General features: G+C 48.2%; 21 protein-coding genes. 13 read left to right on the top strand and 8 right to left on the bottom strand.

Features of this window, described 5'->3' with window-relative positions:
* The first annotated feature begins 2 nt into the window (after positions 1 to 2).
* From rne to solA, 5 genes are all read left to right on the top strand, one after another.
* Positions 3 to 3,254 (top strand): ribonuclease E, encoded by a 3,252-nt coding sequence (gene rne / locus SAQUA_RS10525; protein ID WP_380673294.1) that lies wholly within the window; start codon positions 3 to 5, stop codon positions 3,252 to 3,254.
* A 205-nt stretch (positions 3,255 to 3,459) separates the two neighbouring features.
* Complete coding sequence (pyrC, locus tag SAQUA_RS10520; protein WP_380673292.1) at positions 3,460 to 4,509, top strand: dihydroorotase; 1,050 nt, start codon at positions 3,460 to 3,462, stop codon at positions 4,507 to 4,509.
* Positions 4,510 to 4,584: 75 nt separating this feature from the next.
* Positions 4,585 to 4,824: a DNA damage-inducible protein I gene (dinI, locus tag SAQUA_RS10515; protein ID WP_380673290.1), complete on the top strand. Its 240-nt coding sequence runs from the start codon at positions 4,585 to 4,587 to the stop codon at positions 4,822 to 4,824.
* A 346-nt stretch (positions 4,825 to 5,170) separates the two neighbouring features.
* Complete coding sequence (gene bssS, locus SAQUA_RS10510) at positions 5,171 to 5,425, top strand: biofilm formation regulator BssS (protein ID WP_380673288.1); 255 nt, start codon at positions 5,171 to 5,173, stop codon at positions 5,423 to 5,425.
* Between the two features lie 216 nt (positions 5,426 to 5,641).
* Positions 5,642 to 6,754, top strand: a complete 1,113-nt coding sequence (solA, locus tag SAQUA_RS10505; RefSeq protein ID WP_380673286.1) for an N-methyl-L-tryptophan oxidase — start codon at positions 5,642 to 5,644, stop codon at positions 6,752 to 6,754.
* Positions 6,755 to 6,814: 60 nt separating this feature from the next.
* Here solA and SAQUA_RS10500 read toward each other — a convergent pair whose 3' ends face one another.
* On the bottom strand, positions 6,815 to 7,873 hold the full coding sequence (locus SAQUA_RS10500) for an AI-2E family transporter (protein ID WP_380673284.1): 1,059 nt from the start codon (positions 7,871 to 7,873) through the stop codon (positions 6,815 to 6,817).
* 517 nt (positions 7,874 to 8,390) lie between these two features.
* Here SAQUA_RS10500 and SAQUA_RS10495 point away from each other — a divergent pair.
* A complete protein-coding gene (locus tag SAQUA_RS10495) occupies positions 8,391 to 8,945 on the top strand; it encodes a cytochrome b (protein ID WP_380673282.1) in 555 nt (184 codons plus the stop codon).
* Between the two features lie 27 nt (positions 8,946 to 8,972).
* Complete coding sequence (locus SAQUA_RS10490) at positions 8,973 to 9,551, top strand: YceI family protein (RefSeq protein WP_380673635.1); 579 nt, start codon at positions 8,973 to 8,975, stop codon at positions 9,549 to 9,551.
* A gap of 49 nt (positions 9,552 to 9,600) precedes the next feature.
* On the opposite strand, the gene SAQUA_RS10485 is transcribed toward SAQUA_RS10490, so the two are convergent.
* On the bottom strand, positions 9,601 to 10,662 hold the full coding sequence (locus SAQUA_RS10485; RefSeq protein WP_380673280.1) for a rhodanese-related sulfurtransferase: 1,062 nt from the start codon (positions 10,660 to 10,662) through the stop codon (positions 9,601 to 9,603).
* A gap of 694 nt (positions 10,663 to 11,356) precedes the next feature.
* On the opposite strand from SAQUA_RS10485, the gene SAQUA_RS10480 reads away from it, so the two are divergent.
* The 3 genes from SAQUA_RS10480 to SAQUA_RS10470 all read left to right on the top strand — a co-directional run bounded on the left by SAQUA_RS10480 (position 11,357) and on the right by SAQUA_RS10470 (position 14,727).
* The gene (locus SAQUA_RS10480) at positions 11,357 to 12,277 is read left to right on the top strand and encodes a Kdo(2)-lipid IV(A) acyltransferase (RefSeq protein WP_380673278.1); all 921 of its coding nucleotides are present in this window, start codon (positions 11,357 to 11,359) and stop codon (positions 12,275 to 12,277) included.
* 76 nt (positions 12,278 to 12,353) lie between these two features.
* Positions 12,354 to 12,638 (top strand): YciI family protein, encoded by a 285-nt coding sequence (locus SAQUA_RS10475; protein WP_380673276.1) that lies wholly within the window; start codon positions 12,354 to 12,356, stop codon positions 12,636 to 12,638.
* A 535-nt stretch (positions 12,639 to 13,173) separates the two neighbouring features.
* Entirely contained in the window at positions 13,174 to 14,727 is a 1,554-nt protein-coding gene (locus SAQUA_RS10470; protein ID WP_380673274.1) for a peptide MFS transporter, read from the top strand.
* A gap of 190 nt (positions 14,728 to 14,917) precedes the next feature.
* Here the strand turns inward: SAQUA_RS10470 and SAQUA_RS10465 are convergent, their stop codons facing one another.
* Positions 14,918 to 15,316 carry a VOC family protein gene (locus tag SAQUA_RS10465; RefSeq protein WP_380673272.1) on the bottom strand — a complete coding sequence of 133 codons (399 nt, stop codon included), beginning with the start codon at positions 15,314 to 15,316 and terminating at the stop codon, positions 14,918 to 14,920.
* A 328-nt stretch (positions 15,317 to 15,644) separates the two neighbouring features.
* Here SAQUA_RS10465 and SAQUA_RS10460 point away from each other — a divergent pair, with 328 nt between their 5' ends.
* Positions 15,645 to 16,019 carry a MysB family protein gene (locus SAQUA_RS10460; protein ID WP_380673270.1) on the top strand — a complete coding sequence of 125 codons (375 nt, stop codon included), beginning with the start codon at positions 15,645 to 15,647 and terminating at the stop codon, positions 16,017 to 16,019.
* Positions 16,020 to 16,076: 57 nt separating this feature from the next.
* On the opposite strand, the gene mdoH is transcribed toward SAQUA_RS10460, so the two are convergent.
* Positions 16,077 to 18,638 carry a glucans biosynthesis glucosyltransferase MdoH gene (gene mdoH / locus SAQUA_RS10455; RefSeq protein ID WP_380673268.1) on the bottom strand — a complete coding sequence of 854 codons (2,562 nt, stop codon included), beginning with the start codon at positions 18,636 to 18,638 and terminating at the stop codon, positions 16,077 to 16,079.
* Positions 18,631 to 20,178 (bottom strand): glucan biosynthesis protein G, encoded by a 1,548-nt coding sequence (locus tag SAQUA_RS10450; RefSeq protein WP_380673634.1) that lies wholly within the window; start codon positions 20,176 to 20,178, stop codon positions 18,631 to 18,633. Before SAQUA_RS10450 ends, mdoH begins: the two co-directional genes overlap by 8 nt.
* 631 nt (positions 20,179 to 20,809) lie before the next feature.
* Between SAQUA_RS10450 and SAQUA_RS10445 the strand changes: the two genes are divergently transcribed.
* On the top strand, positions 20,810 to 21,034 hold the full coding sequence (locus SAQUA_RS10445) for a hypothetical protein (RefSeq protein WP_380673266.1): 225 nt from the start codon (positions 20,810 to 20,812) through the stop codon (positions 21,032 to 21,034).
* A gap of 284 nt (positions 21,035 to 21,318) precedes the next feature.
* The gene (locus SAQUA_RS10440; protein WP_380673264.1) at positions 21,319 to 23,040 is read left to right on the top strand and encodes a potassium/proton antiporter; all 1,722 of its coding nucleotides are present in this window, start codon (positions 21,319 to 21,321) and stop codon (positions 23,038 to 23,040) included.
* 663 nt (positions 23,041 to 23,703) lie between these two features.
* Here SAQUA_RS10440 and SAQUA_RS10435 read toward each other — a convergent pair.
* The 3 genes from SAQUA_RS10435 to SAQUA_RS10425 form a co-directional block, all read right to left on the bottom strand.
* The gene (locus tag SAQUA_RS10435; protein WP_380673262.1) at positions 23,704 to 23,835 is read right to left on the bottom strand and encodes a hypothetical protein; all 132 of its coding nucleotides are present in this window, start codon (positions 23,833 to 23,835) and stop codon (positions 23,704 to 23,706) included.
* A gap of 26 nt (positions 23,836 to 23,861) precedes the next feature.
* Positions 23,862 to 24,365, bottom strand: a complete 504-nt coding sequence (locus SAQUA_RS10430) for a YlaC family protein (RefSeq protein WP_380673260.1) — start codon at positions 24,363 to 24,365, stop codon at positions 23,862 to 23,864.
* 123 nt (positions 24,366 to 24,488) lie between these two features.
* Positions 24,489 to 24,788 carry a hypothetical protein gene (locus SAQUA_RS10425; RefSeq protein WP_380673258.1) on the bottom strand — a complete coding sequence of 100 codons (300 nt, stop codon included), beginning with the start codon at positions 24,786 to 24,788 and terminating at the stop codon, positions 24,489 to 24,491.
* Positions 24,789 to 24,874 lie beyond the last annotated feature (86 nt).

Here is a 24,874-nt window from a genome sequence, read left to right as displayed (position 1 = left end):
AGATGAAAAGAATGTTGATTAACGCAACTCAGCAAGAAGAGTTGCGTGTTGCCCTTGTAGATGGACAGCGGCTGTACGACCTGGATATTGAAAGCCCTGGCCATGAGCAGAAAAAAGCGAACATTTACAAAGGCAAAATCACCCGTATTGAACCAAGTCTTGAAGCAGCGTTTGTAGATTACGGCGCAGAACGGCATGGTTTCCTCCCTCTGAAAGAAATCGCTCGCGAATACTTCCCAAGCAATTACTCCTCCCATGGACGTCCAAACATCAAAGATGTCCTGCGTGAAGGTCAAGAAGTCATTGTCCAGGTTGATAAAGAAGAACGTGGTAATAAAGGCGCAGCCCTGACCACTTTCATCAGCTTGGCGGGCAGCTATCTGGTACTGATGCCAAACAATCCGCGTGCCGGTGGTATTTCACGCCGTATCGAAGGTGATGATCGTACCGAACTTAAAGAAGCGCTCTCTTCTCTGCAATTGCCGGATGGCATGGGCCTGATTGTCCGCACTGCTGGCGTGGGTAAATCCGCTGACGCTTTGCAATGGGACCTTTCCTTCCGCCTCAAACACTGGGAAGCCATTAAAAAAGCCGCTGAAGGCCGCTCGGCTCCTTTCCTGATCCATCAGGAAAGTAACGTCATCGTGCGCGCTTTTCGCGACTACCTGCGCCCAGATATCGGTGAGATCCTGATAGACAACCCTAAAGTTCTCGAACTGGCTAAAGAGCACATCGCTGCACTGGGCCGTCCGGATTTCACCAGTAAAATCAAACCATATAGTGGCGAAATCCCGCTGTTCAGCCACTACCAGATTGAATCTCAGATAGAATCTGCATTCCAACGTGAAGTTCGGCTGCCTTCTGGTGGTTCCATCGTTATTGATACCACCGAAGCCTTAACCGCCATTGACATCAACTCCGCGCGTGCAACTCGCGGTGGCGATATTGAAGAAACAGCGTTCAATACCAACCTGGAAGCCGCTGATGAGATTGCGCGACAATTGCGTCTGCGTGACCTTGGCGGACTGATCGTTATCGATTTCATTGATATGACCCCCGTGCGTCATCAGCGTGAAGTGGAAAACCGTCTGCGCGATGCCGTCCGTCAAGATCGTGCCCGTATTCAGATTGGCCGTATCTCTCGTTTTGGCCTGTTGGAAATGTCTCGCCAACGTCTCAGCCCTTCACTCGGCGAGTCTAGCCATCACGTCTGCCCACGCTGTAGCGGTACGGGTACCATCCGTGATAATGAGTCGCTGGCGCTGTCTATTCTTCGTTTGATTGAAGAAGAGGCGCTGAAAGAAAACACCAAAGAAGTCCATGCTATCGTACCAGTGCAGGTCGCCTCTTATCTGCTTAACGAGAAGCGTGAATCTGTCAGTGCAATCGAAAAGCGTCAGGGTGGCGTGAAAGCGATCATCGTGCCAAACGATCAGATGCAAACACCACACTATTCAGTATTGCGCGTGCGTAAGGGTGAAGAAACCCCAACTTTGAGCTATTTGCTACCAAAGCTGCATGAAGAAGAAATGGCGCAACCGTTGGAAGATGCGCCAATGGAGCGCAAGCGTCCAGAACAACCGGCCTTGGCCCCCTTCTCCCTTGGTGCAGACGCCCCACCGCCTGACGAAGAACCTGTCATCACCCAATCTGTTGCTGTGGCAAAACCGGTCGAAACTGTTGCCGTTGAAACTAAGCCAGGTCTGCTTAGCCGCCTGTTTGGAGGTATTAAGTCCCTCTTCGCGAGTGATGAAGCCCCTGCAGTTGAAGCTGAACCGATCCAAACGGTAAAAACAGAAGACAACGACAATCGCCGCCAGGATCGTCGCGGGCAGCGTCGCCAAGGAACTAGCCGCAAAGGTGAGCGCAGCGAACGTAAAGACCGCAGTGAATCAAGCGACAACCGCGAACCACGTGAAAACCGTGACGCTCGTGAGCCGCGCGAAAATCGCGATGATCAACGTCGCAACAACCGTCGTAATGCGCAGCAGAATACGGCTGTAGCCGCAACCGATGTTGTTCAGACTGATGAAGCAGCCAAGGCGCAGCGCGATGAGCAGCAACAGCGTCGTGAGCAGCGTGCCGAGCGTCAGCGCCGTCGCCAGGAAGAAAAACGTCAGGCAGCACCGCAGGAAGTCAAAGCGCTGGATAACGTTGGTAGCGCGACTGCAAGTGAAGAAGATCAGGAAGAGCGCCATCAGCAGCCAGCACAACGCCGCCAGCGTCGTCCTCTGTCGCAGAAAGTTCGTGTGTTGTCAGCGGAAGAAGAACTGCATCGCGCTGCCGAAGAACTGTTAGCACCAAAAGTAGCGCCTGTTGCCCAAGTGGCAATAAGCCAGGCTCCAGTGCTGGAAGAGAGTGTGAAACTGCTACCGCAAGCTGTAGTTGCTGTTCAGTCCGCTGAAGAGGCCCATACTGATAGCCGTAATAACGGTGAAAACGGTATGCCGCGTCGCTCTCGTCGTTCTCCTCGTCATCTGCGCGTCAGCGGTCAACGCCGCCGTCGTTATCGTGATGAGCGTTATCCTAACCATTCGCCAATGCCGCTGGCTGGTGCTTTCGCATCTCCAGAGATGGCTTCCGGCAAGGTTTGGGTACGTTACCCTGTAACGCATATATCGCATGAAGTTCAACAGGCTGAACTTCCAGCACACGTTGCAGAAATCTCGACGGGAGACCTGGTCGTGGCAACCGCCGCTATAACGCAGTCAGTTGAAACTGTGCCAGTGCAACAACCAGTAGCAGAACTCAGTAACGTTCAAGATACATTCGTGCAGATTACTGAAGTTGCACAGGTTGCTCTGGAGGAAATCTCTACAGAAACTACCGAAGCGGTTCAGGTAGAGGAAGTAACAGCGGAAGTCTTCGTTACCACTGAACCGGCTGACGGGATTGTTGAAGTTACTTCTTGCGAACCTGTTATTGAGACATTTGAAGCTGAACCTTCAGTGCAGGTATCAGATACCGTCGCAGTGGCTGAAGAGGCTCCAGTGCAACAAGCTGTTCTTGCCCATGTGCAGGAAACACCTGTTGTTTCCTCTCCGATTCAAAGCGTCCCACAAGTATTGTATAAGCATATTGCAACCGCCCCGATGACTAAGGCACCTGCGCCGGATTATGAGCCAGAAGCAGCGAAAGCCAGCGATTGGCAGCGTCCTTCCTTCAACTTTGATGGGAAAGGTGCGGCAGGTGCACATGCGGCAGCTAATCAGGCTACGGCACCAGCAACAAAGCCCCAGCAGGTTAGCGAATAATCTATCCCGTTAATGTAAAAACCCGCCGCCAGGCGGGTTTTTTATTGCGTTCCCCACACTAATTACCCCATCTGCAACTGATTTCACCTTGCCACTAACAAACAGATGCAACGCAAACGCTTTCCGCTTATTCTTACACCCCGGCGTGAATAACCTACAATTATTCGCTTTTATTCAAATGTTTTGACCGCCGGAGCCCTACCCCATGACTGCTCAAACCAAAGTTCTGAAAATCCGCCGCCCTGACGACTGGCATATCCACCTACGTGATGACGATATGTTGAAAACGGTTTTGCCCTTTACCAGCAAGGTATTTGGCCGGGCGATTGTGATGCCGAATCTGGCTCCGCCGATCGCCACTGTTGCCGCCGCGCGCAGTTATCGTGACCGCATTCTGGCCGCTATTCCTGCAGATCATCGCTTCACTCCGCTAATGACCTGTTATTTGACCGACTCCCTGGCAACAGCAGAGCTTGTTGAAGGTTTTGCACAAGGGGTATTTACCGCAGCCAAGTTGTATCCAGCCAATGCGACAACCAACTCAAGCCATGGCGTCAGTGACATTGCGGGAATTTACCCTTTATTTGAACAGATGCAGAAAATCGGCATGCCACTGCTTATCCATGGTGAGGTTACCGAAGCTGCCGTAGATATTTTTGACCGAGAAGCACGTTTTATTGATCAGGTTATGGAGCCTATACGCCGTCAGTTTCCTGAATTAAAAATCGTTTTTGAACATATCACCACAAAAGAAGCGGCTCAGTATGTTCAGGAAGGCGACCGCTTTCTTGGCGCGACCATCACACCACAACATCTGATGTTCAACCGTAACCATATGCTGGTTGGCGGGATCAGGCCACACCTGTTCTGCCTACCTATTTTAAAGCGTAACACCCACCAGGAAGCCCTGCGTAAAGCAGTGATCAGCGGTTCTGATAAATTTTTCCTGGGTACCGATTCAGCTCCGCACGCCAAACATCGTAAAGAGACAAGCTGCGGTTGTGCTGGGGTATTTAACGCGCCAAACGCAATGCCTGCTTACGCGACTGTATTTGAACAATTAGGCGCTCTGGAACATTTGGAAGCGTTCAGTTCCCTCAATGGACCACGTTTCTACGGTTTGCCCGTCAACGAAGATTACATCACGCTTGAGCGCATAGCCGTTTCTCAACCAGAGGAGATTGCGTTAGGTTCTGAAGCGGTTGTGCCATTCTTGGCGGGTGAGGACATAGGCTGGTCCGTTACCAGTTGCTGATTTTTTTCATTTTGCTCTTGCCTCCACTCCTGGTTAACTGTATAAATAAACAGTTAAATGATTTCGGGGGCAATTATGCGTGTTGAAGTTACGATAGATAAGACCAAACCGCTGCCGCCGGGGGCCATAGAGGCCCTGACGGGCGAATTCAGTAAACGGGTAAATTGTAAGTTTCCTGACACCACTGTGCAAATTCGTTATGCCAGTGCTAATGGCCTTTCTGTTATGGGCGGAGCTAAAACGGATAAAGATCTGATCGAAGAAATACTCCAGGAAACCTGGGAAAGTGCTGACGATTGGTTCACGACAGAATAATACTGCAATGCTGTTGTTGCCGGGGGTCGCTCTCCGGCTTTTTTCTACACTTCATAGGCTTTATTTAACCCAAGAACAGCTAATAGTCATCGTTAGCGTCCAACTTGACACTCAGCAACCTTTCGTATTGGTATTTGTGGTCCCGCACCAACAATAAATGTCATTCTTGCTTTCTAGCTCATCAAGCCTATTAATTGTGCAAGTAAATATTTATTTTCCTAAATTGCATTAAAAAAACCCACATTACAGATCATCGGTGCGTATACTGTAATAGCTCATTACGATGATGAGCCACATCGATCCTCGTTAGTAACTCACGCTAGTCACTACTTGATAAGGGGTCTTTATGGACAGAAATGATGAAGTAATACAGACACATCCGTTAGTTGGCTGGGATATCAGTACCGTAGATGTTTATGATGCCATGATGATTCGCCTTCATTACCTGTCTTCACTAGACCAAACAGCCGAAGAAGCGCAAGTTGATCGGACTCTTTGGCTAACCACCGATGTTGCCCGCCAATTGATCAATATTTTAGAGGCTGGCATAGCTAAGATAGAATCAACGGATTACCAAGACCTTGACCGAAGAAAGCACTAATATTTTCAGTAGCACAAACTAAAGCGCCAGCAATTAACTGGCGCTTTTTCTTTGCTATAGAACCAACACTGCAGGTACATTACGGCAATCAAACTCCGATACTCCCAAAATTGGAGTTGAAACTGGCTGTGAGAAATTAAATCGCCTTGGGCTTGCTCAGTTTAGCGGCACGGCCTGAAACGCCATTAACATTAATTTATAGAGAGGATAAGGCGCGTGGAATATGACTTGATCATCGTTGGCAGTGGTTCAGTTGGCGCTGCGGCAGGCTATTACGCGACAACTGCAGGCCTGAAAGTGTTAATGATTGACAGTGCCATCCCCCCGCATAGAAATGGCAGCCACCACGGCAATACACGCATTATCCGCCATGCCTATGGCGAAGGTGAAAAGTACATTCCGCTTATCCTTCGAGCCCAGGCATTGTGGAATGGATTGGAGCAAAAAATCGCGGAAACACTGTTTCATCCCTGTGGGGTGATCACCATGGGGCCCAAGAGCTCAGAGTTCGTCAGTAATGCACAACGCAATGCAAAGAATTTTAACCTGAACACGCAGTTGCTCAATGCAGAGCAAATCAAACAGCGTTGGAACGAATTTACTGTGCCGGAGGACTATATCGGCGTGTTTGAGCCCGATGCCGGGCTCCTGCATTCTGAACTGGCTGTCGCGAGCTACATCAGGCTGGCGAGAGAAGCAGGTAGTTCTCAGTTGTTCAATTGTCCTGTCAGCGCCATAAAGCAGATCCCAGGTGGCATCGAGGTGACGACTCCTGAAGGTCCATTCACCGGGCGCAAAGCCGTCGTCACTGCCGGTACCTGGGTGAAAGACTTGCTGCCACAGTTACCTATATCCCCACTGCGGAAGGTTTTTTCCTGGTATCAGGCGGACGGCCGCTATAGTGTGAACAACAAATTCCCTGCGTTTACTGTCGAAGCGCAAGATGGGTGCCACTACTACGGGTTCCCTGCAGATAATGACGGCTTAAAAGTGGGCAAGCATGATGGTGGGCAGCCAATTGAAACACCGCAACAACGCAAGCCTTACGGAACAATAGCCGCCGATGGCTCTGAAGTATTCAGTTTTCTACGCCAGTTTTTACCTGGTGTCGGCGTTTGTCTCCATGGTGAGGCCTGTAGTTACGATATGAGCCCGGATGAAGACTTTATCATTGATACTTTGCCAGATTGCTCACAACTGATGGTGATCACCGGTTTGAGCGGTCACGGGTTTAAATTCGCCAGCGCATTGGGAGAGGCTGCGGCCCTATTCGCACAAGATAAAAAAACACCAACAGACATAACCCCCTTCAGCCTGCAGCGTTTTTAAACTGGCAGGTTCACCCTGCCTGGCGGTATTTACGCCTATAGGCAGGGTAAGCGCGATTATTTACTCCGGCGTGCTTCCGTTAGCGGGTTTCCCATCACCGAGGATCACTGCCAGTTTATGCCCCCCCTCCATCGTTTCTAGAGTGATGCGGGCAATTATGGTCAATGGTACCGAAAGTAGCATCCCCACAGGGCCCATCAGCCAGCCCCAGAATATCAGTGAAAGGAAAACGACTAACGTTGATAGACCAAGTCCGCGCCCCATAATTCGTGGTTCAAGTATATTGCCTATTATCAGGTTAATCAGGATATACCCTCCCGCAACTACCATGGCATCGGCAAAACCATTAAACAACAGTGCTTGAATAAGTGGCGGTATCGCAGCAATCGCAGAACCAATGTTAGGTACGTAATTAAACATAAAGGCCATCATGCCCCAGATAAAGGCAAATCGAACGCCGACCCAAGTCAGGAACCCCCAGACGATAAGCCCGGTGGCAAGGCTTATCGCTGTCTTAATCACCAAATAATGCGTTACCCCTCTTAACGCTAGGCGGATAGCCGCCATTCCTTCGCTTGGATTATTCAGCGCCTGCCGCAACTTGAAGGGCAATACCTTCACTTCAAACAACATGAACACCACCGTCATGAGTAACAGGAAAATACTGGTCATCGCTCCAGATAACTGCCCTAACAGACGAGTCACAAAATTCATCGTGGCACTTGGATCAACCAACTTGACCAATGCATCTGAGGAGAAAGTAATATCGATATTGAAACGGTGCGCATAATCTTGCAACTCGCTGATTTTCTGCAGCATTAAACCGCGATATTGTGGTAGTGAACGGGCAAACTCATTGAGGGAAGAGCCCAGCATACCGATAAACATAATCAGTAATACAACAACGGTAATAACCAGTAGCATTACACTTAATCCCCTTGGCACCCGGCAGCGTTCCATCAAGACAACCAAGGGATTGAGCACAATGGCAAGAAATACGGCAAGCAGGAAGGGTACCACGATATCCGCTGCAGCTTTGATACCGGCCAGAATCACTACCATCATCGCCAGCATCATTATCAAACGAAGCTTGCGATCATAAAATTCTAAACTACCCATGTGATATCCTTGCTTGTTCAATGACTGCCAAAGGCGCACGCGTGGAATTAAGGGACACGCTCTAAAGTATACACTACGCGAGACGCTACCCGGTGCTCACCTGCCGTTATAAAATCTCCCTGATAACACCCACTGAGTTTGTTGGCGATCTAAAGTACTTCAACAGCACCAACAAGCTAAAAATAAATAATATAATAACCATTCAATCAGTAAGGACATGTAATCACCAAAAAAAGTAGACAGCTGGTTAATTTCCAGTCACTTTATTGATATTTACTCAAAATGACGAAAACTGACAATAATGAATAGAATATATATATTATTCAATAAGTAAGAACATTTGCATGATTATGATAAAATACGAATCTACAACTATTCATTTGACCAATTCAGCAAGATCTCGCACAAATATACTGACCAATATTATTATTTAATAACATAGTGAAATTTGTTATTGATTTTATGTTTTTTAAAGCTTAATTATTGCTGCCGGGAATTTATAACGTAAGGAAGCCAAATGCTGTGGAAAAATACCGCTGACCGTTTTGGTCACATTTCTATCCTGATCCACTGGCTAGTCGCGCTCACAGTCTATGGTATGTTCGCTCTCGGTCTATGGATGGTAACGCTTGGTTATTACGATGTTTGGTACCACCAGGCACCAGAGATCCATAAAAGTATCGGCATTTTGCTTTTTATCATTATGGTAATCCGGGTGTTATGGCGTTTTATTTCACCGCCGCCAAAACCGCTGACCAGCTACAGCCGTTTCACTCGTATCAGTGCCACTCTTGCGCATATCGCACTGTATACTGTGCTTTTTGCCATTTTGATCAGTGGGTACCTGATTTCAACCGCCGATAATCAGGCAATAAGCGTTTTCGGTTGGTTTGACGTGCCTGCTTCCGTTACTGGTCTGCCAGAACAGGCAGACACTGCGGGAACAATTCATCTTTATCTGGCTTGGGCGGTTGTTGTGCTTTCAGTTTTGCACGCCCTGGCAGCGCTTAAACATCACTTTATTGATGGTGATGTAACTTTGAAACGGATGCTGGGTCGCAGCACCGATTAACCTCTTGGATGTATGGAGATTGTTATGTTGTTGAAAAAAACCGTATTAGGTCTCACGGCCGGTGCTTTGCTGCTGAGTGCTGGTTCCGCACTGGCCGCAAACTACAAAATCGACAAGCAGGGTCAGCATGCTTTTATTGAATTCCGTATCAAGCACCTGGGCTATAGCTGGCTTTACGGTAGCTTCAAAGACTTTGATGGTGGATTCACTTTTGATGAGAAGGATCCTTCAAAAGATAAAGTAAACGTCACAATCAACACCGCTAGCGTAGACACTAACCATGCAGAACGTGATAAACATTTGCGTAGTGCAGAGTTTTTGAACGTAGAAAAACACAAGCAAGCGACGTTCGAATCTACTGAAGTGAAGAAAAATGGTGAAGGTTATGCCGTAGTCGGTAACCTAACACTGAACGGTGTTACCAAACCTGTAACTCTGGATGCCAAACTGGTTGGACAAGGTAACGACCCTTGGGGTAACTATCGCGCTGGCTTCGAAGCCAATGGGACAATCAAGCTGAAAGACTTCGCTATCACCACGGATCTCGGCCCTGCTTCTCAGGAAGTTGAGTTGATAATCTCGGTTGAAGGCGTTCGCGAGAAGTAAGGTAAAAAGAGGCGCTGATAATACTGCGCCTCTTGTTTGAGCGTTGAATCTACCGGTTCTTATTGTTTGGGGCCGGTATATGAAGCGTTCCTTGTAGCAATCCTTTCGACTTATTAAAGATCTTTACGCCATTTTCACGGCCAGCACGGCGTGCTCTTTGCTCATCACGTGGCAATTTCAACTCTTCGCGGCAGTTATCGCTGCAACACCCCTCGAATTTTGCCGCACAGGACGGGCACTGGATAAACAGCAGGTGGCAACCATCATTAAGGCAATTGGTATGAGTATCGCAAGGTGCGCCACATTGGTGGCAATTGGCTATTACATCTTCTGAAATGCGCTCCCCCATCCGCTCGTCAAACACAAAGTTTTTACCGACGAACTTCAGTGGCAATCCCTGTGCTTTCGCTTTGCGCACGTACTCGATAATCCCTCCTTCGATGTGATACACGTTTTTAAAGCCATTATGCAGCATATAAGCGCTGGCTTTTTCGCAACGGATCCCGCCAGTACAGTACATGACTATGTTCTTGTCTTTCTGTTCTTGTAGCAGTTCTACCGCCATCGGTAACTGTTCACGAAAGGTATCAGAAGGAACTTCAATCGCATTCTCGAAATGCCCGACTTCGTACTCATAGTGATTACGCATGTCAACAAACACAGTGTTCGGATCGTCAATCATCTGATTCACGCTGGCAGCCTGCAGATACTGCCCTACATTAGCCGGATCAAATGTTGCGTCTTCAATGCCGTCAGCCACAATGCGTTCACGCACTTTCAATCGCAGTACCCAGAAGGATTTTCCATCATCTTCAAGAGCGATATTCAGACGCACCTGGTCCAATGCAGGATGGGAGGCAAACAGAACCGTTTTAAAGGCGTCAAAATGACTCTGCGGCACGCTGATTTGCGCGTTGATCCCTTCCTTGGCCACATAGATACGGCCAAAAACCTTCAATCTATCGAATTGAATATATAGGCTATCGCGAAAAGCCTTGGGATCATCAATGCTAAAGTATTTGTAAAAAGAAACTGTGGTGCGCGGCTCGGTTTCCGCCAGCATACGCGCCTTCAGTTCCTCATTAGAAATCCGGTTATGTAACACTGGCATGGTGTACTTTCCTGTCTTTCGGGAGGTGACTGATTTAATGCGCTCTGGCCATTGGGCCGCGCGCGGCGCACATCATAACTGAAAACCGTCTGCAACACAGCCAAACAATGAAGGTGATAAGCGCAAAGAAACTCACGACAATCAGACTGCTGACAAACCTCGTTATTAGGGAGAGCGTGCCGATGTGGTCGTAACGGCGTAAGCCGTCGGAGCGCTAGGCCCGGGTATCTCGGGTCAGAAGTCGACTTTGTCATTAACCTCAATTAACCACTTTATAATTAACTATTCGTCACCTTGTTAGCTGCCATATTGGGCGTTCGGAACCATTCCGGATGCACCATGGTTGTCTATTGGATCTGCAAGACAATGCTCATGCTGAAAAAAGCGACACTCTCGCCTTTTTTATGACAAAAATGGCGTTTTAATGCGGTGGGTTTTCCTGTTGCGCAAGAAAAATGTCACAATGCATCACTATAAACGGCGGAAAACTATCGCATAACCTCATCACCTGAGTTACCCATGCAACTCATAGAATCATAGAGTTGCAACCTGACGGCCATTCCCGGTAGCCAACCGAGTCAGATGGCAGGGTCTGTCGACAATCGGTAGCAACATCAGTTACTCGAATGACCCAGGATGTATGCGATATGTCTCTGTTATTATCATTACATGACTGCTTCTAAGCTGAGAACCCATGACACAAGTTCCTTCTTTCAATCGTTCTTTACTGCATCCTCGCTACTGGCTTACCTGGTTTGGCATCGGTCTACTCTACCTGTTAGTTCTGCTTCCCTATCCCATACTTTATCGATTGGGTACAGGGTTAGGCAGGATTTCCATGCATTTTCTCAAGCGCCGGGTGACGATCACTCAACGTAACCTAGAACTCTGCTTCCCCGAAATGCCAAGAGCCGAGCGTGATGCACTGGTCGCAAAGAACTTTGAGTCAGTGGGAATGGGATTATTCGAAACCGGTATGGCTTGGTTCTGGCCAAACTGGCGCATAGAGCGCTGGTCAACAGTCAGTGGCTTGGAGCATATTAAAAATGCACAGGCCAACCATCAAGGTGTGCTGCTTATCGGGTTGCATTTTCTAACTTTGGAATTAGGTGCACGTATTTTTGGCATTCATACCCCTGGAATAGGCGTTTACCGCCCGCACGATAATAAACTGATTGACTGGTTACAGACTTGGGGGCGTATGCGTTCCAATAAGTCGATGTTGGACCGTAAAGACGTCAAGGGGATGGTCCGCGCACTAAAGCAGGGTGAGCTCATGTGGTATGCTCCGGATCATGACTACGGCCCGCGCAGTAGCGTATTTGCCCCTTTCTTTGCTGTGGAAAAAGCAGCAACCACCACGGGCAGCTATATGCTGGTACGCATGGGTAAATCGGCGATTATTCCCTTTACTCCGCGTCGGTTGCCGGAAGGCAAAGGATATGAGCTGCTCATTCAGCCCGCGATAGAAAATTTCCCACTGGACAATGAATTTAAGGCGGCAGCCTGTATGAACAAAGTGATCGAGAAAGAGATCCTGTTGGCACCAGACCAGTATATGTGGCTTCATCGTCGCTTCAAGACACGCCCAGAAGGTGAAGCCTCTCTTTATTAACGATACTCAGCTGCCAACGGGCGGCTTTCAATAACCTATCAGCGGTACACATATCCCGTTGATAATAGGAGCCACTATGTACATCGTCAGCCTGACTTACCACCGCCCAATTGAAGAGGTCGAAAAGCACTTGGAAGCTCATATTACCTGGCTGAAACGCTACTTTCACGATGGGTGTTTTATCGCATCTGGCCGTAAGAAACCACGTACAGGCGGTGTGATTCTGGTAAAAGACATGGAAAGAACACAATTAGAAGCTATCCTGGCAGAAGATCCTTTCAATGCCATTGCCCACTATGAAGTGACAGATGTTGCTCTAACTACTACCTCCGCTGGCTTCGAAGCATTGGCCAATATTTGAGGTTCATTCTTCATTTGGCCTTGGTGCCAGTAACAGCACCAAGGCCAAATGCACCGCGCAATACTGTCGACCTTGAATATCAATATTTCCCCCCCCTGCTCCTGTGAACTCTGCCTAAGCCCCATTCTTTTAATTTTCTTGGGTTAATCTTAATAGGAATGTCCTGATAAACATCCGAGGCGGGAAAGTTAACTTATTACTTTTTATAAAATTACTTACCAATTAGAGTAATAAATACGCTGTCAATATCAAAAATATTGCGACCCACTTAAAAACCAGTAAAGTAGACATCTGTCGACTTTTCGTCTAAAAGATGGGTTATAAGTACCAAGCAGAACTATCATTAAATAACCAAGCGGTTAATTAAAACAACTTCAGGTTAAAGAATGAACGACATGCGTTTCAAGTTTCATAGGCGCTCTAGTAAAGGTTTTCTTGGTTAACCCCACAGGTTGACTCACGTTGCTTCATTATTCAAACACACACATCGCAGTATCTGCTGCAGCAGTGCAACACATCGTATTGGGAAGATTTTATGCAATCCTCTGTTAACCAAAAAGAAACTAGAACCTTCTTTGGTCATCCATATCCACTCGGTTCACTGTTTTTCACCGAAATGTGGGAACGGTTCTCATTTTATGGCATCCGCCCGCTACTGATCCTGTTTATGGCCGCGACGGTTTATGAAGGCGGTATGGGGTTGGCACGTGAAAATGCTTCGGCAATCGTTGGTATTTTCGCAGGCAGCATGTATCTGGCAGCATTGCCGGGGGGCTGGCTGGCCGACAACTGGCTTGGCCAGCAGAAAGCCGTCTGGTACGGTTCGATCCTGATCGCTCTGGGTCACTTGTCCATTGCTTTGTCGGCAATCATGGGTAACGATCTGTTCTTTATCGGCCTGATGTTTATTGTGCTAGGTTCAGGCCTGTTTAAAACCTGTATTTCGGTCATGGTTGGCACGTTGTACAAGCAGGGCGATATGCGCCGTGATGGCGGTTTCTCGCTGTTTTACATGGGCATTAATATGGGTTCCTTTATCGCCCCGTTGATCTCAGGCTGGCTGATCCGTTCCCATGGCTGGCACTGGGGTTTTGGCATTGGTGGTATCGGCATGTTGGTCGCCTTGATTATCTTCCGCATCTTCGCCGTGCCATCCATGACACGCTATGACAGTGAAGTGGGCCTCGACTCAACCTGGAACAGCCCAGTAATCAAGCGAAAAGGCGTTGGAGCATGGATTTTGGTTCTCGCCGTCGGTGTCGCGGCAATAGTGACCATGATCTCGCAAGGTCTGATCGTCATCAATCCTGTCGCCGTAGCCAGTATGCTGGTTTATGTGATTGCGGCTTCGGTTACCCTGTACTTTATCTATCTGTTCTTTTTTGCCGGTCTGAGCCGCAAAGAGCGTGCTCGGCTACTGGTCTGTTTTATCCTGCTGATTTCAGCTGCATTTTTCTGGTCCGCATTCGAACAGAAACCCACCTCGTTCAACCTGTTCGCCAATGATTACACCCATCGCATGATAGGAGACTTCGAAATCCCGGCGGTGTGGTTCCAATCGATCAATGCGTTGTTTATTATTTTACTGGCTCCGGTGTTCAGTTGGGCGTGGCCAGCTCTAGCACGCAATAAAATTCGTTTGAGCAGTATCACCAAATTCGTTATTGGTATTCTTTTTGCTGCTGCAGGTTTTGGCGTAATGATGCTGGCTGCAGAGCAGGTTTTAAGTAATGGCGGTACAGGTGTGTCACCGTTGTGGCTGGTAGGCAGCATCCTGTTATTGACCCTGGGAGAACTCTGCCTCAGCCCTATCGGTTTAGCCACCATGACACTGCTGGCTCCTGAAAGAATGCGTGGTCAAATGATGGGCTTGTGGTTCTGTGCCAGTGCGCTGGGTAACCTTGCTGCGGGGCTGATCGGTGGCCACGTAAAAGCGGACCAGCTGGATATGCTGCCAAACCTGTTTGCTCGCTGCTCAATTGCATTGGTAATTTGTGCCGCAGTGTTGATTCTGCTGATCGTGCCAATTCGCCGCATGTTGGAAAATACCCAAGGCAAAAACGACCAACAACCGGCAAAACACGCCTGATAGGTCTTCTTAAGCCAGCGTATTGCGCTGGCTTAAGACTGCTGACAAACCCCGTTATTAGGGAGAGCGTGCCGATGGGGTCGTAACGGCGTAAGCCGTCGGAGCGCCCCTCGGTGCGCTAGGCCCGGGTATCTCGGGTCAGAAGGCGACTTTGTCATCAACCTCAAGCCAGCGTATTGCGCTGGCTTTTCTATATCTTCCAATCGCCAGCCTGCAACACAACCCGATAACCATCCAAGTCTTCAAATGTCTGGCCATTGAAATCCCAATAAGGATTGTAGGACTCAACCCGCAGAAAGCCACTTCCAATCATTTGAAGACACATTTCTCGCCAGCGCTCGATTTCTGGCAAGTAAAATACCAACAGATTATCCTGCGTCGGCGCTCGCCCTACCATCACACCACGATGATGAGTGAACTCCAGATGATAAGCATGTTGCCGATGGCCAAGCATAACACCATCAAATCCCTGATGGTTCTCAAACGAGGCGAGCTTTTCAAAGCCTAATCCCTTGCAATACATTTCAGCAATCTCAGATAAATGGTCTGTTGGCCGAGCTATGCGCAATACCGCATTATTCAATTTCATGTTCTCGTCTTATAAAATAGTTAGGATAAGAACAATAGCGCCCAACTCGTTTAAACAACTTGCAAGAAATGCGCATTCCTATGCGCCGGATGCTTCAGCCCGCTTTCACTCTGGGTTCTACGACACAGCCTAGTGCTTTTTAAACTCCATTGCCTTTCAACTAACTCACCCTTTTTTCTGCCCCAAAGCACGTTTCTCAGCTTCGATTTACAACTATTGTCGTAAAACAGACTATAAGAAATAGTGATGCTGCAACGGTGTGATAACCCTTACCTCTGATGTTCAACGTACCCCTGAATTTCCAAAATGAATTGTGAAGGAGATGAACATGAGCCTGTATCCAACCCTGGAAGAAGCGATTGAAGCCGCTCGCGAAGAATTTATCGAATCAGTTGAAGGCAGTTACGATGACGAACCACCGGTCCCGCAACAGTTCAATCTGCAAAAATACATTATGCAGGATAGCACCACGATGTGGCAGGCGGAGTTCTTCGAAGACGATGGTGCATCCGTAGAATGTCTGACATTCCGAAGCGGTGCAGCAGCGCAAGCTATTTTTGACGGTGATTACGACGAGATCGAAATCTTTACCGAATGGATTGACGAAAACACGTTATACGAATGGGAAGACGGTGATTTCCAGCTTGATCCGCCATTGGACACTGAAGAAGGTAAAGCGGCAGCCGACGAATGGGATCATTGAGCAAGTAAGAGCGGGAACTGCCATTCCCGCTCTTTCCGTTGGTGATAAAAATACCGCTTAGCGATGGCTGGCGGGTTTTACTTTTGCAATCTGCGGCAACTGTTGATAATACTCACGCCAAGCCTTACCCTGCGATAAAAGCCAGATACGTTGGTGCAAGCGTGAAAGCGCCACTGGATCGTTCAACAACTCCAGGCGCTTAGACTTGCTGAGCTTATCCGGTCCGAGTTCTAACGCCTCATTGACCCTTTTCTCGCGCGCATGCTCAATAATGGCACGCACATAGTGCCGGGACGTTGCCAGCGCAGTAGCCAAAGCATTATAAGACGGGTTCACCACTGCATGCATGAAACCATGGCTCAAGGCTCGTTGGCGATTAAGCTTAACATAGCTCTCTGTGGCAACCAGTTCGCGTGGGGGAGCGTACTCTTCCGGGATCAGGAACAGTTTGGCATGCTTGCTCTTGATACCGAACGTAGCGCGACTGGACAGCACTGAAACAAAAGGCGAAAGGATCAGTGAGAATACAATCGGTGAAAGCCACCACAGAAAACGCAGATCAAGCCACGCCATGCCACCTGCCCATACCAGTCCCAGTAGCATCTGTGAGCCGTGGCGCTTCACTGCCTCTCCCCAAGTCGTGTCATTATCATCCCGTTGCGGAGAGTTCCATACCACCTCCCAGCCAAGAAAAGCACTGAGCACAAATACGGTATGGAAAAGCATTCGTACCGGCGCCAACAGCACCGAGAACAGCATTTCCAGTACCATGGAGCAAAACAGCCTGATTAGGCCGCCATACTGTTTCGCCCCCTTTGCCCAAATCAGTATGATGCTCAACAGCTTTGGCAGGAATAACAACACCAATGTTGTAGAGAACAACGCAATAGCCAACTCAGGGCGCCAATGCGGCCAAACCGGATATAGTTGGCGTGGCTGAAGGAAATACTGTGGTTCCATCAGGGTATGTACTACCTGTAATGCGGTAGAGAGCGCCAGAAACATAAACCATAGCGGTGCAGAAAGGTAAGACATCACACCGGTCAGAAACACCGCGCGGTGTACCGGATGCATCCCCTTGACTAGAAACAGACGGAAGTTCATCAGGTTGCCTTGGCACCAGCGACGGTCGCGTTTTAACTCATCCAACAGGTTTGGTGGTAACTCCTCATAGCTACCCGGTAGATCATAGGCAATCCACACTCCCCACCCTGCACGGCGCATCAATGCCGCCTCGACGAAATCATGTGAGAGAATTGAACCGGCAAAAGCCCCTTCACCAGGCAACGGCGCCAGGGCGCAATGTTCGATAAACGGTTTAACGCGGATAATCGCATTGTGCCCCCAGTAGTGGGATTCACCCAACTGCCAGAAATGCAGACCGGCGGTAAACAGCGGGCCATAAACTCGCGTCGCAAATTGCTGCACACGCGCATAGAGGGTATCCATACCTGATGCTTTAGGCGCGGACTGAATGATACCAGCGCCTGGATTGGCTTCCATCAAGCGCACCAACCCGGTTAGGCACTCACCGCTCATTACGCTATCTGCATCCAGGATCACCATGTAGCTATACGCCCCACCCCAGCGGCGGCAAAAGTCGTCAATGTTACCACTTTTGCGCTTAACTCGACGCCGACGGCGACGGTAGAAAATACGTCCGTGGCCTTTAACATCACGGCATAACTCCATCCAGGCCTTCTGTTCTGCCACACAGATATCAGGATCGTAGCTGTCACTAAGTACATAAATATCAAAATGCTCAAGCTGGCCGGTAGCCGCAACTGATTCATAGGTAGCTCGCAGTCCCGCGAATACACGCTCCACATCTTCGTTGCATATTGGCATGACCAGCGCGGTACGATGCGCCGGGTCGATCGGTTCATCCCCTTTGATAGTCGAAGAGATGCTGTACTTATCCCTACCAATCAGTAATTGCAGAAACCCCATCAACGCGGTCCAGAAGCCAGCGGAAACCCAGCAGAACAAAATAGCAAACAGGATCAATATCCCGCTCTGCAATAAATAGGGTAACAACTGCTGCACAGAAAGTAACAGCCCCTGACGCCAGATAGCGATAGGTTCGATTAGCACCCATCCCTGATAAGGCAGAATGGTTTTCATATACCAGGTAGCAATACCGGTTTGTACCAGCATCAGTACCAGCAACGCGTAGCGACGTATCGAACCCGCAGTGCGCCAGCGATTTTCTGCTTCGGTCTCCTCTTGGGTTGAATGCCGATGATGCGTCTTACGCCCTAGTAGAGAATCCCAGAAGCGTCCCACGGGATTGGTACGCCATGCCTCCGGGAACATTGAAGTGCGTCTTATCGGCGGCGTAGCTTTTAGGGTACAGCGCCCTTCTGAGTCACAATCAAAATCATCACCACTCACAGCGTCAGGCCAGGTTTGGATAATGCGAGCCTTAACCGAAGCCAGAGCCACATCATCAGCAGACAATATCACCACATTGGCATCACTGGCCCCCAGCTTACGATGTAAGTCCTCCAGCTCGGTTGTGTGGTCAGTAATCAATTGTTGACTGAGTTCCCTTGATCGATCATCACTAAGGGGCATTGCCGCAAGATAATCCTGCGTAGTTTGAGTAGACTTATTCATTGGCAGGTAGCTGATAACTCCAGGTTTCTGACAGGGTCTTTTCACCGCTAATCAGCGCCGCACGCACTTCTACCGGCTTTTTGTCATCTTTTACCTTAAAGCGCACAGTCAAGCGCCAGCCTTTGGTCACAGGATTATAGCGGACGTTATTTTCCACCATTTCGCCGTTATCACCGATGCTGATCTGTGAGGCAACCGGGGCATTTGCATTGAGTTTTTTCAGTACCGGACCAACAAAATCAACCAGAAAAGCCACGCTGCCATCAGGTTCGCGGATCAAATTTGACTGTTTCACATCGCCGATAGAACGCAAGGTTGCGGCAACGTAGGCAATATCCTGCGAATGCAGTTTGTCTTCGTCACGGGTAAAGCGCAGGCGATAATTCAGCACCAGGGGTGTTTTCGCATCTGGCAAAACATCTGGGGTCCAGAATGCCACGACATTATCGTTGGTTTCATCAGCAGTGGGGATTTCGATCAGTTCAACCTTGCCTTTACCCCAGTCGCCACGGGGCTCTACCCAGCCACTAGGTCGCAGATCGTAGCGGTCATCCAGATCTTCATAGTCACGGAAATCACGCCCGCGTTGCAATAAACCGAACCCCTTCGGATCTTCGACGATAAACGTACTGATTGCGAGATGCTTCGGATTGTTCAGGGGACGCCAGATCCACTCACCGTTACCCGCATGAATCGACAACCCATTGGAGTCATGTAGTGCGGGGCGGAAGTTCAACGTAGGTGAGGGTTGGTTTGGCCCGAACAAGAACATGCTGGTAAGGGGCGCTACACCCAACTTACCCACTTTATCGCGCAAAAACACTTTGGATTCTACGTCTACAACAGTATCGCGGCCTGGAGTGACGATAAAGCGATAGGCCCCAGTTGCACGTGGCGAATCCAGCAATGCATAGATAACTAAATGTTTATCCCCTTGCTTTGGCCGTTCAACCCAGAATTCACGAAAGCGTGGAAACTCTTCACCAGAAGGCAAAGCGGTATCGATGGCAAGGCCACGAGCAGATAGCCCATAAACCTGTCCCTTACCGATAACCCGAAAATAGCTTGCACCCAGCATGCTCACGATCTCATCGTTCTTATCCGCACTGTTTACTGGATAGAGCACTTTAATTCCGGCAAATCCTAGGTTTTTCACAGTCTCCGGTTCGTGTTTGACTGGACCGAAGTTAAAATAGTCAGGGTTGTACTTGATCTCTTTGACACTAGACGCGGTAATTTCATTAACTCTTATCGGCGTATCGAAATACATCCCTTGATGATAAAACTCCAGTTTGAAAGGAGTTTTCAGCTTGTTCCATAGAGCTTTATCGTGATTGAATTGTATCTGCTGATAATCCGCAAATTTCATTTCACGGAACTGGGAAGGAAGATTGCTCTTCGGGGCTTCAAAGCTTTTTCCTGCCAAATCCTGTGCCTGCTTGGCTACGTCATTGATAGAAAAAGCCCATGCTCGCGAAATAAACAACGTGAACAAAATAGTAGTACTTAACCAACAAATGCTTACAGCACGTGGTTTCATAGAAATAAATTTAACTGGCACATCTCCCCCTATTCGAGTACTCAAATCACGCAAATCAATACGAATGAATTATTCAACTCTCCGACAGCATGATAAATAAATGGTTCATGTTTATTGTACGGCATTTAAAAAGGCTGAAGTGGTTCCCCTAGCCTAGATACAATAAAGGTTACTTTTAAATAGTTAATTTTCCATTTTTTATTTTTATTAACACTATTATTGTTGACTTGTTAGTTTTTTCATCCTTTAAAAATATCAACTCATTCGAAAGCCGCTTAAAAGAACAAGAATAAAATGACACATTCAAGAAGCATCTTACTGCTTTTTTAAATTTATGCATTTATCAACAGCATTGTCTATCGACTAATTTTAATCACATTCACGTTCTTTAGGGTGAATTCGGTTATATGCCGGTTGCAACTTGAATGATTTAATGTACTACAGCAGAAAAAACACCTCAGATGCAGTTCGTCATGCAGGATAAAAAAGTTATTCTGGAGCATAATGGCTTCAGTTGTTATAACTATAGTGCATAAAATTTCCATTCCTTCGTCACAGTGGCGATTGAGCGCATCGTCCAGCAAAGGGTATCAGCAATATTTCACATCCGTTACAACGAAGAGGTTTTTCAATGACTGACAAGAAAACGATTGAAACAAAAGACTCAGCAGAAAACGCAACGCTACTGAAAATACTAGGCAGACTTCTGTCAGTACTGGACGCTTCAATCAGTGGTAAAGATCGCAGTGTATTGGTAGCCGAACTGTCAAATATCAATCTTGATGGAGTCCCCGAAGCAGAGAAGAACCTCGCTTCCGAGCTAGTCAAACGGGCACTGCTATCGTTAGACCACTAAATGATCACTCTGCATGCCATTAAGCCTCCTTGGGGGCTTGCTGGTTGTTGACGGGGCTTAACGCATACCTTTTTGCAATAAAACATAACATATTGATATTTATGATTAAAATATCAATTCCATTGAATTTTGCCACTTTCTGGCGTAAATCACGCTATGAGTGATAATAATACCTCAATTCTTTTGGTAATCAGCCTTGGCGTTTTATAGGAAAAACAGGCTATCATATCCTGCGTCTTTACTCTGCCCCCCTCTTTCAGTACAACTCGCAGGAGAACATTATTTTGGATGCCAGCACGATCAATAGCTTGTTCATCATCGGTGCCGTGTTGGTGGGAGCAAGCATTCTCCTCAGTTCTTTTTCTTCGCGATTGGGTATACCCATTCTCGTTATCTTTCTGGCTATAGGTATGCTCGCCGGGGTAGACGGTCCAGGTGGTATCGCCTTTGACAACTATCCTGCCGCCTATCTGGTCAGTAATCTGGCATTGGCAGTGATCCTGCTTGATGGCGGCATGCGTACCCGCGTCAGTTCATTCCGTGTAGCGCTGTGGCCTGCCCTGTCGTTAGCAACGTTCGGTGTGTTGATTACCGCAGGGTTGACGGGTTTAGCTGCCGCCTGGTTGTTTGATCTCGATCTGATCCAAGGGTTGTTGATCGGCGCCATCATTGGCTCTACTGATGCCGCAGCCGTCTTTTCATTACTCGGTGGCAAGGGGCTGAACGAACGTGTCAGCGCTACGCTGGAAATTGAATCCGGCAGTAACGATCCTATGGCTGTGTTTTTGACCGTCACACTGATTGCCATGATTTCCGCCGGGGAAACATCACTAAGCTGGATGTTCCTGGTGCATTTAGTACAACAGTTCGGTATGGGGATCGTCTTGGGGTTAGGCGGCGGCTGGTTGCTGCTGACGCTGATCAATCATATCAAGCTTGCGGAAGGATTGTACCCACTGCTTGCCGTAAGCGGCGGCATACTGATTTTTGCGCTGACCACCGCACTGAACGGTAGCGGTATTCTGGCAGTGTATCTGTGCGGGCTGCTGCTGGGTAACCGCCCTATTCGTAACCGCCACGGTATCGTACAAACCTTTGACGGTCTGGCCTGGCTCAGCCAAATTGGGATGTTCCTGGTTCTTGGGTTACTGCTTAATCCACACGACCTGCTGCCGATCGCCATCCCTGCCCTGCTGCTTTCGCTGTGGATGATTCTGTTTGCCCGCCCGATCTCAGTATTTGTTGGCTTACTGCCTTTCCGTAACTTTACCCTGCGGGAGCGCGTATTTATCTCCTGGGTTGGGTTACGTGGTGCAGTACCAGTAATATTGGCCGTTTTCCCTATGATGGCCGGATTGCCTCACGCCAATCTGTTCTTCAACGTCGCCTTTTTTGTGGTGTTAGTTTCACTCTTATTGCAAGGTACAACGCTTTCCTTAGCCGCAAAAAAAGCAAAAGTTGTCGTGCCACCCGCCCTTGCACCGATTTCGCGCGTGGGCCTCGACGTTCATCACGAAAATCAATGGGAACAGTTTATCTACCAGTTGACCCCCGATAACTGGTGCATAGGCGCTGCCTTGAGAGAACTTAAAATGCCTCCAGGGACGCGTATCGCCGCGCTATTCCGTGGTAAAGAGTTGTTGCACCCCAGTGGCAGTACCAGATTGCTTGAAGATGACATTCTCTGTGTTATCGGCCATGAACACGATTTGCCAGCACTAGGTAAGCTCTTCAGTAAAGCCCCCGCAGTTACTCTTGACGAGCGTTTCTTTGGTGACTTTATTCTGCAATCTGATGCCCTCTTGAGTGAGATATCTCAACTCTACGGCCTTAATCTGCAAGAAGGTGTCGATAAACATCAGACTCTTGGTCAATTTGTTACCAAGTTAATCGGTGGTGAAGCCGTGGTCGGCGACCAGGTAGAGTGGGATGGGCTAAAATGGACCATAGCCGAAATGGAAGCGGATCAGATCAGTAAAATTGGTGTGAAAATAGTCACTGACTAGGCTGTGAACATTTTCCCAGAAGAATCCTAGTGACATGCGTGATTAAAGTCTGGCATTTTGTTCACTACTCAAAATGTGGCACTTAAACTGCGTACCAATTGAAGTTAGAAGCATCAATAAGCTATCAAGCCGCGTTTTATGTCATGAATAATTCGAGAGCGGTACCTTGATTCACTAAAAAGTATTTGGATGATGTAACTGTGCAAGAACAAGAGAACGACTTACTGGGAAGGGTCCTGCTTACCGTTTCAGCCTTGTGCTTAGTCACTGTTGCCGGGTTGTTAGTGTGGGGATTTTTGCTGGACTAAAGCGCCGGGATTTTAGTACAAAATACAATTTTGTTACAATGTATCTACACACCACCTCTTTGTTGAGAGTATGCTGAATGACAATCATAACAAAATGAACTCGCCCTCATACTCAAGTGTTCAGCCCGTCTAACCACGGGCTTTTTTTTGGTCGCTTCGTACAGTAATAACAGAAAAACCGCCGTAGCGGTTTGAGGTTGATGACAAAGTCGCCTTCTGTCCCGAGATACCCGGGCCTAGCGCACCGAGGGGCGCTCCGACGGCTTACGCCGTTACGACCCCATCGGCACGCTCTCCCTAATAACGGGGTTTGTCAGCAGTCTGAAACCGCCGTAGCGGTTTATGCTAAGCACAATCAGATTTTACAACCCTCGCAGTCCTCTTCATCTTCAAGGACCTCAGGAACGTCCAACGCCTTCTGTGCTGCATTCTTTTCAGCTTTAGCCAATTCAGCATCGATATCAAAGTCAAAAACATCATCACTCATATCTACTTCCTAAAATTAATCCCGCTTCAGTTCATAACGGCAAGCGGTGCTTGCTGGCTATACAACTTTTTTGAGTAGGCAAGATCGTAAACATCATAGAAATCGATCTCCCCCTTGTTGGCAATGATCTCCAGCATACGGGCTTTTAATGCAGGGCCGATGGCTGGTTCATCCAACAGTGTCTGAATGGCTTGCTGAGACAACGCCCGGGTAAAATACCATTCTCCGTTGTAACAAACACGCAAATCCAACACACCGATGTCCTCAAAACGATAAACTGGCTTAATCTCAATCAACAGCATGGCGAACATGAAAAGCACGAAGGCGGTAAACCCCAAGAAAGAATACAGCCCCATATAGGGAACTGGGTACATTACAGCTATCACAGCAAAATAGCCCGCAAACATGGCAAAACAAAGCCAGCGATGATCCCTTGCAAATTCAATGTTGAAGCGCGGCTTACCATCACGCCCTTCCTGGCTGTTAATCTGCTCAATCTCTTTAACCAAGATGTTTTTAATCGTATCCATCGCAACAACCTTATGCATATGCACATTGCCACTACCAGTTATCCGGGCTCAAACTATCACAAGTACAGTTTCTTGAGGTAGATCAGTTTCAGCATTATTCACCGTTAACTGTTATATCTCCAGTCAACGTGATTGCAATGTCTTCCCCTGCGCAACCATAAACATCCGCTGGGCAATATCATCTGCCTGCTTGATTTTACGTTTCTGAGGCTCGTCACAGCGATGGGCCGCGCGCACATAGGCGATTTCGTGGGCTTGGTCGATCATGGTGATCACCTTGTCGCGTGTTGATTTATCCAGGTTACCAAGAATGGTGGTGATAATAGCCTGATAGGCGTTTGATGCAGCGGTCAGCGATTGTTCCCTGGCTTCTAATGCCGCAATGCGCTGCAATAACACCTGGAGTAGCTCGGAATCGGACATATCGACCTCCTCATGCTCAGCAGTCTCTCTGCCTATTAATAGTTTAGCAAAGGATCCTAAGCGACGAATTCCCTCTTTAATTAATA

This window comes from Serratia aquatilis (assembly GCF_044865145.1).
GTDB lineage: Bacteria > Pseudomonadota > Gammaproteobacteria > Enterobacterales > Enterobacteriaceae > Chania > Chania aquatilis.
The sequence above is the reverse complement of the archived record's forward strand: the minus strand, read 5'-3'. Positions and strand labels throughout refer to the sequence as shown.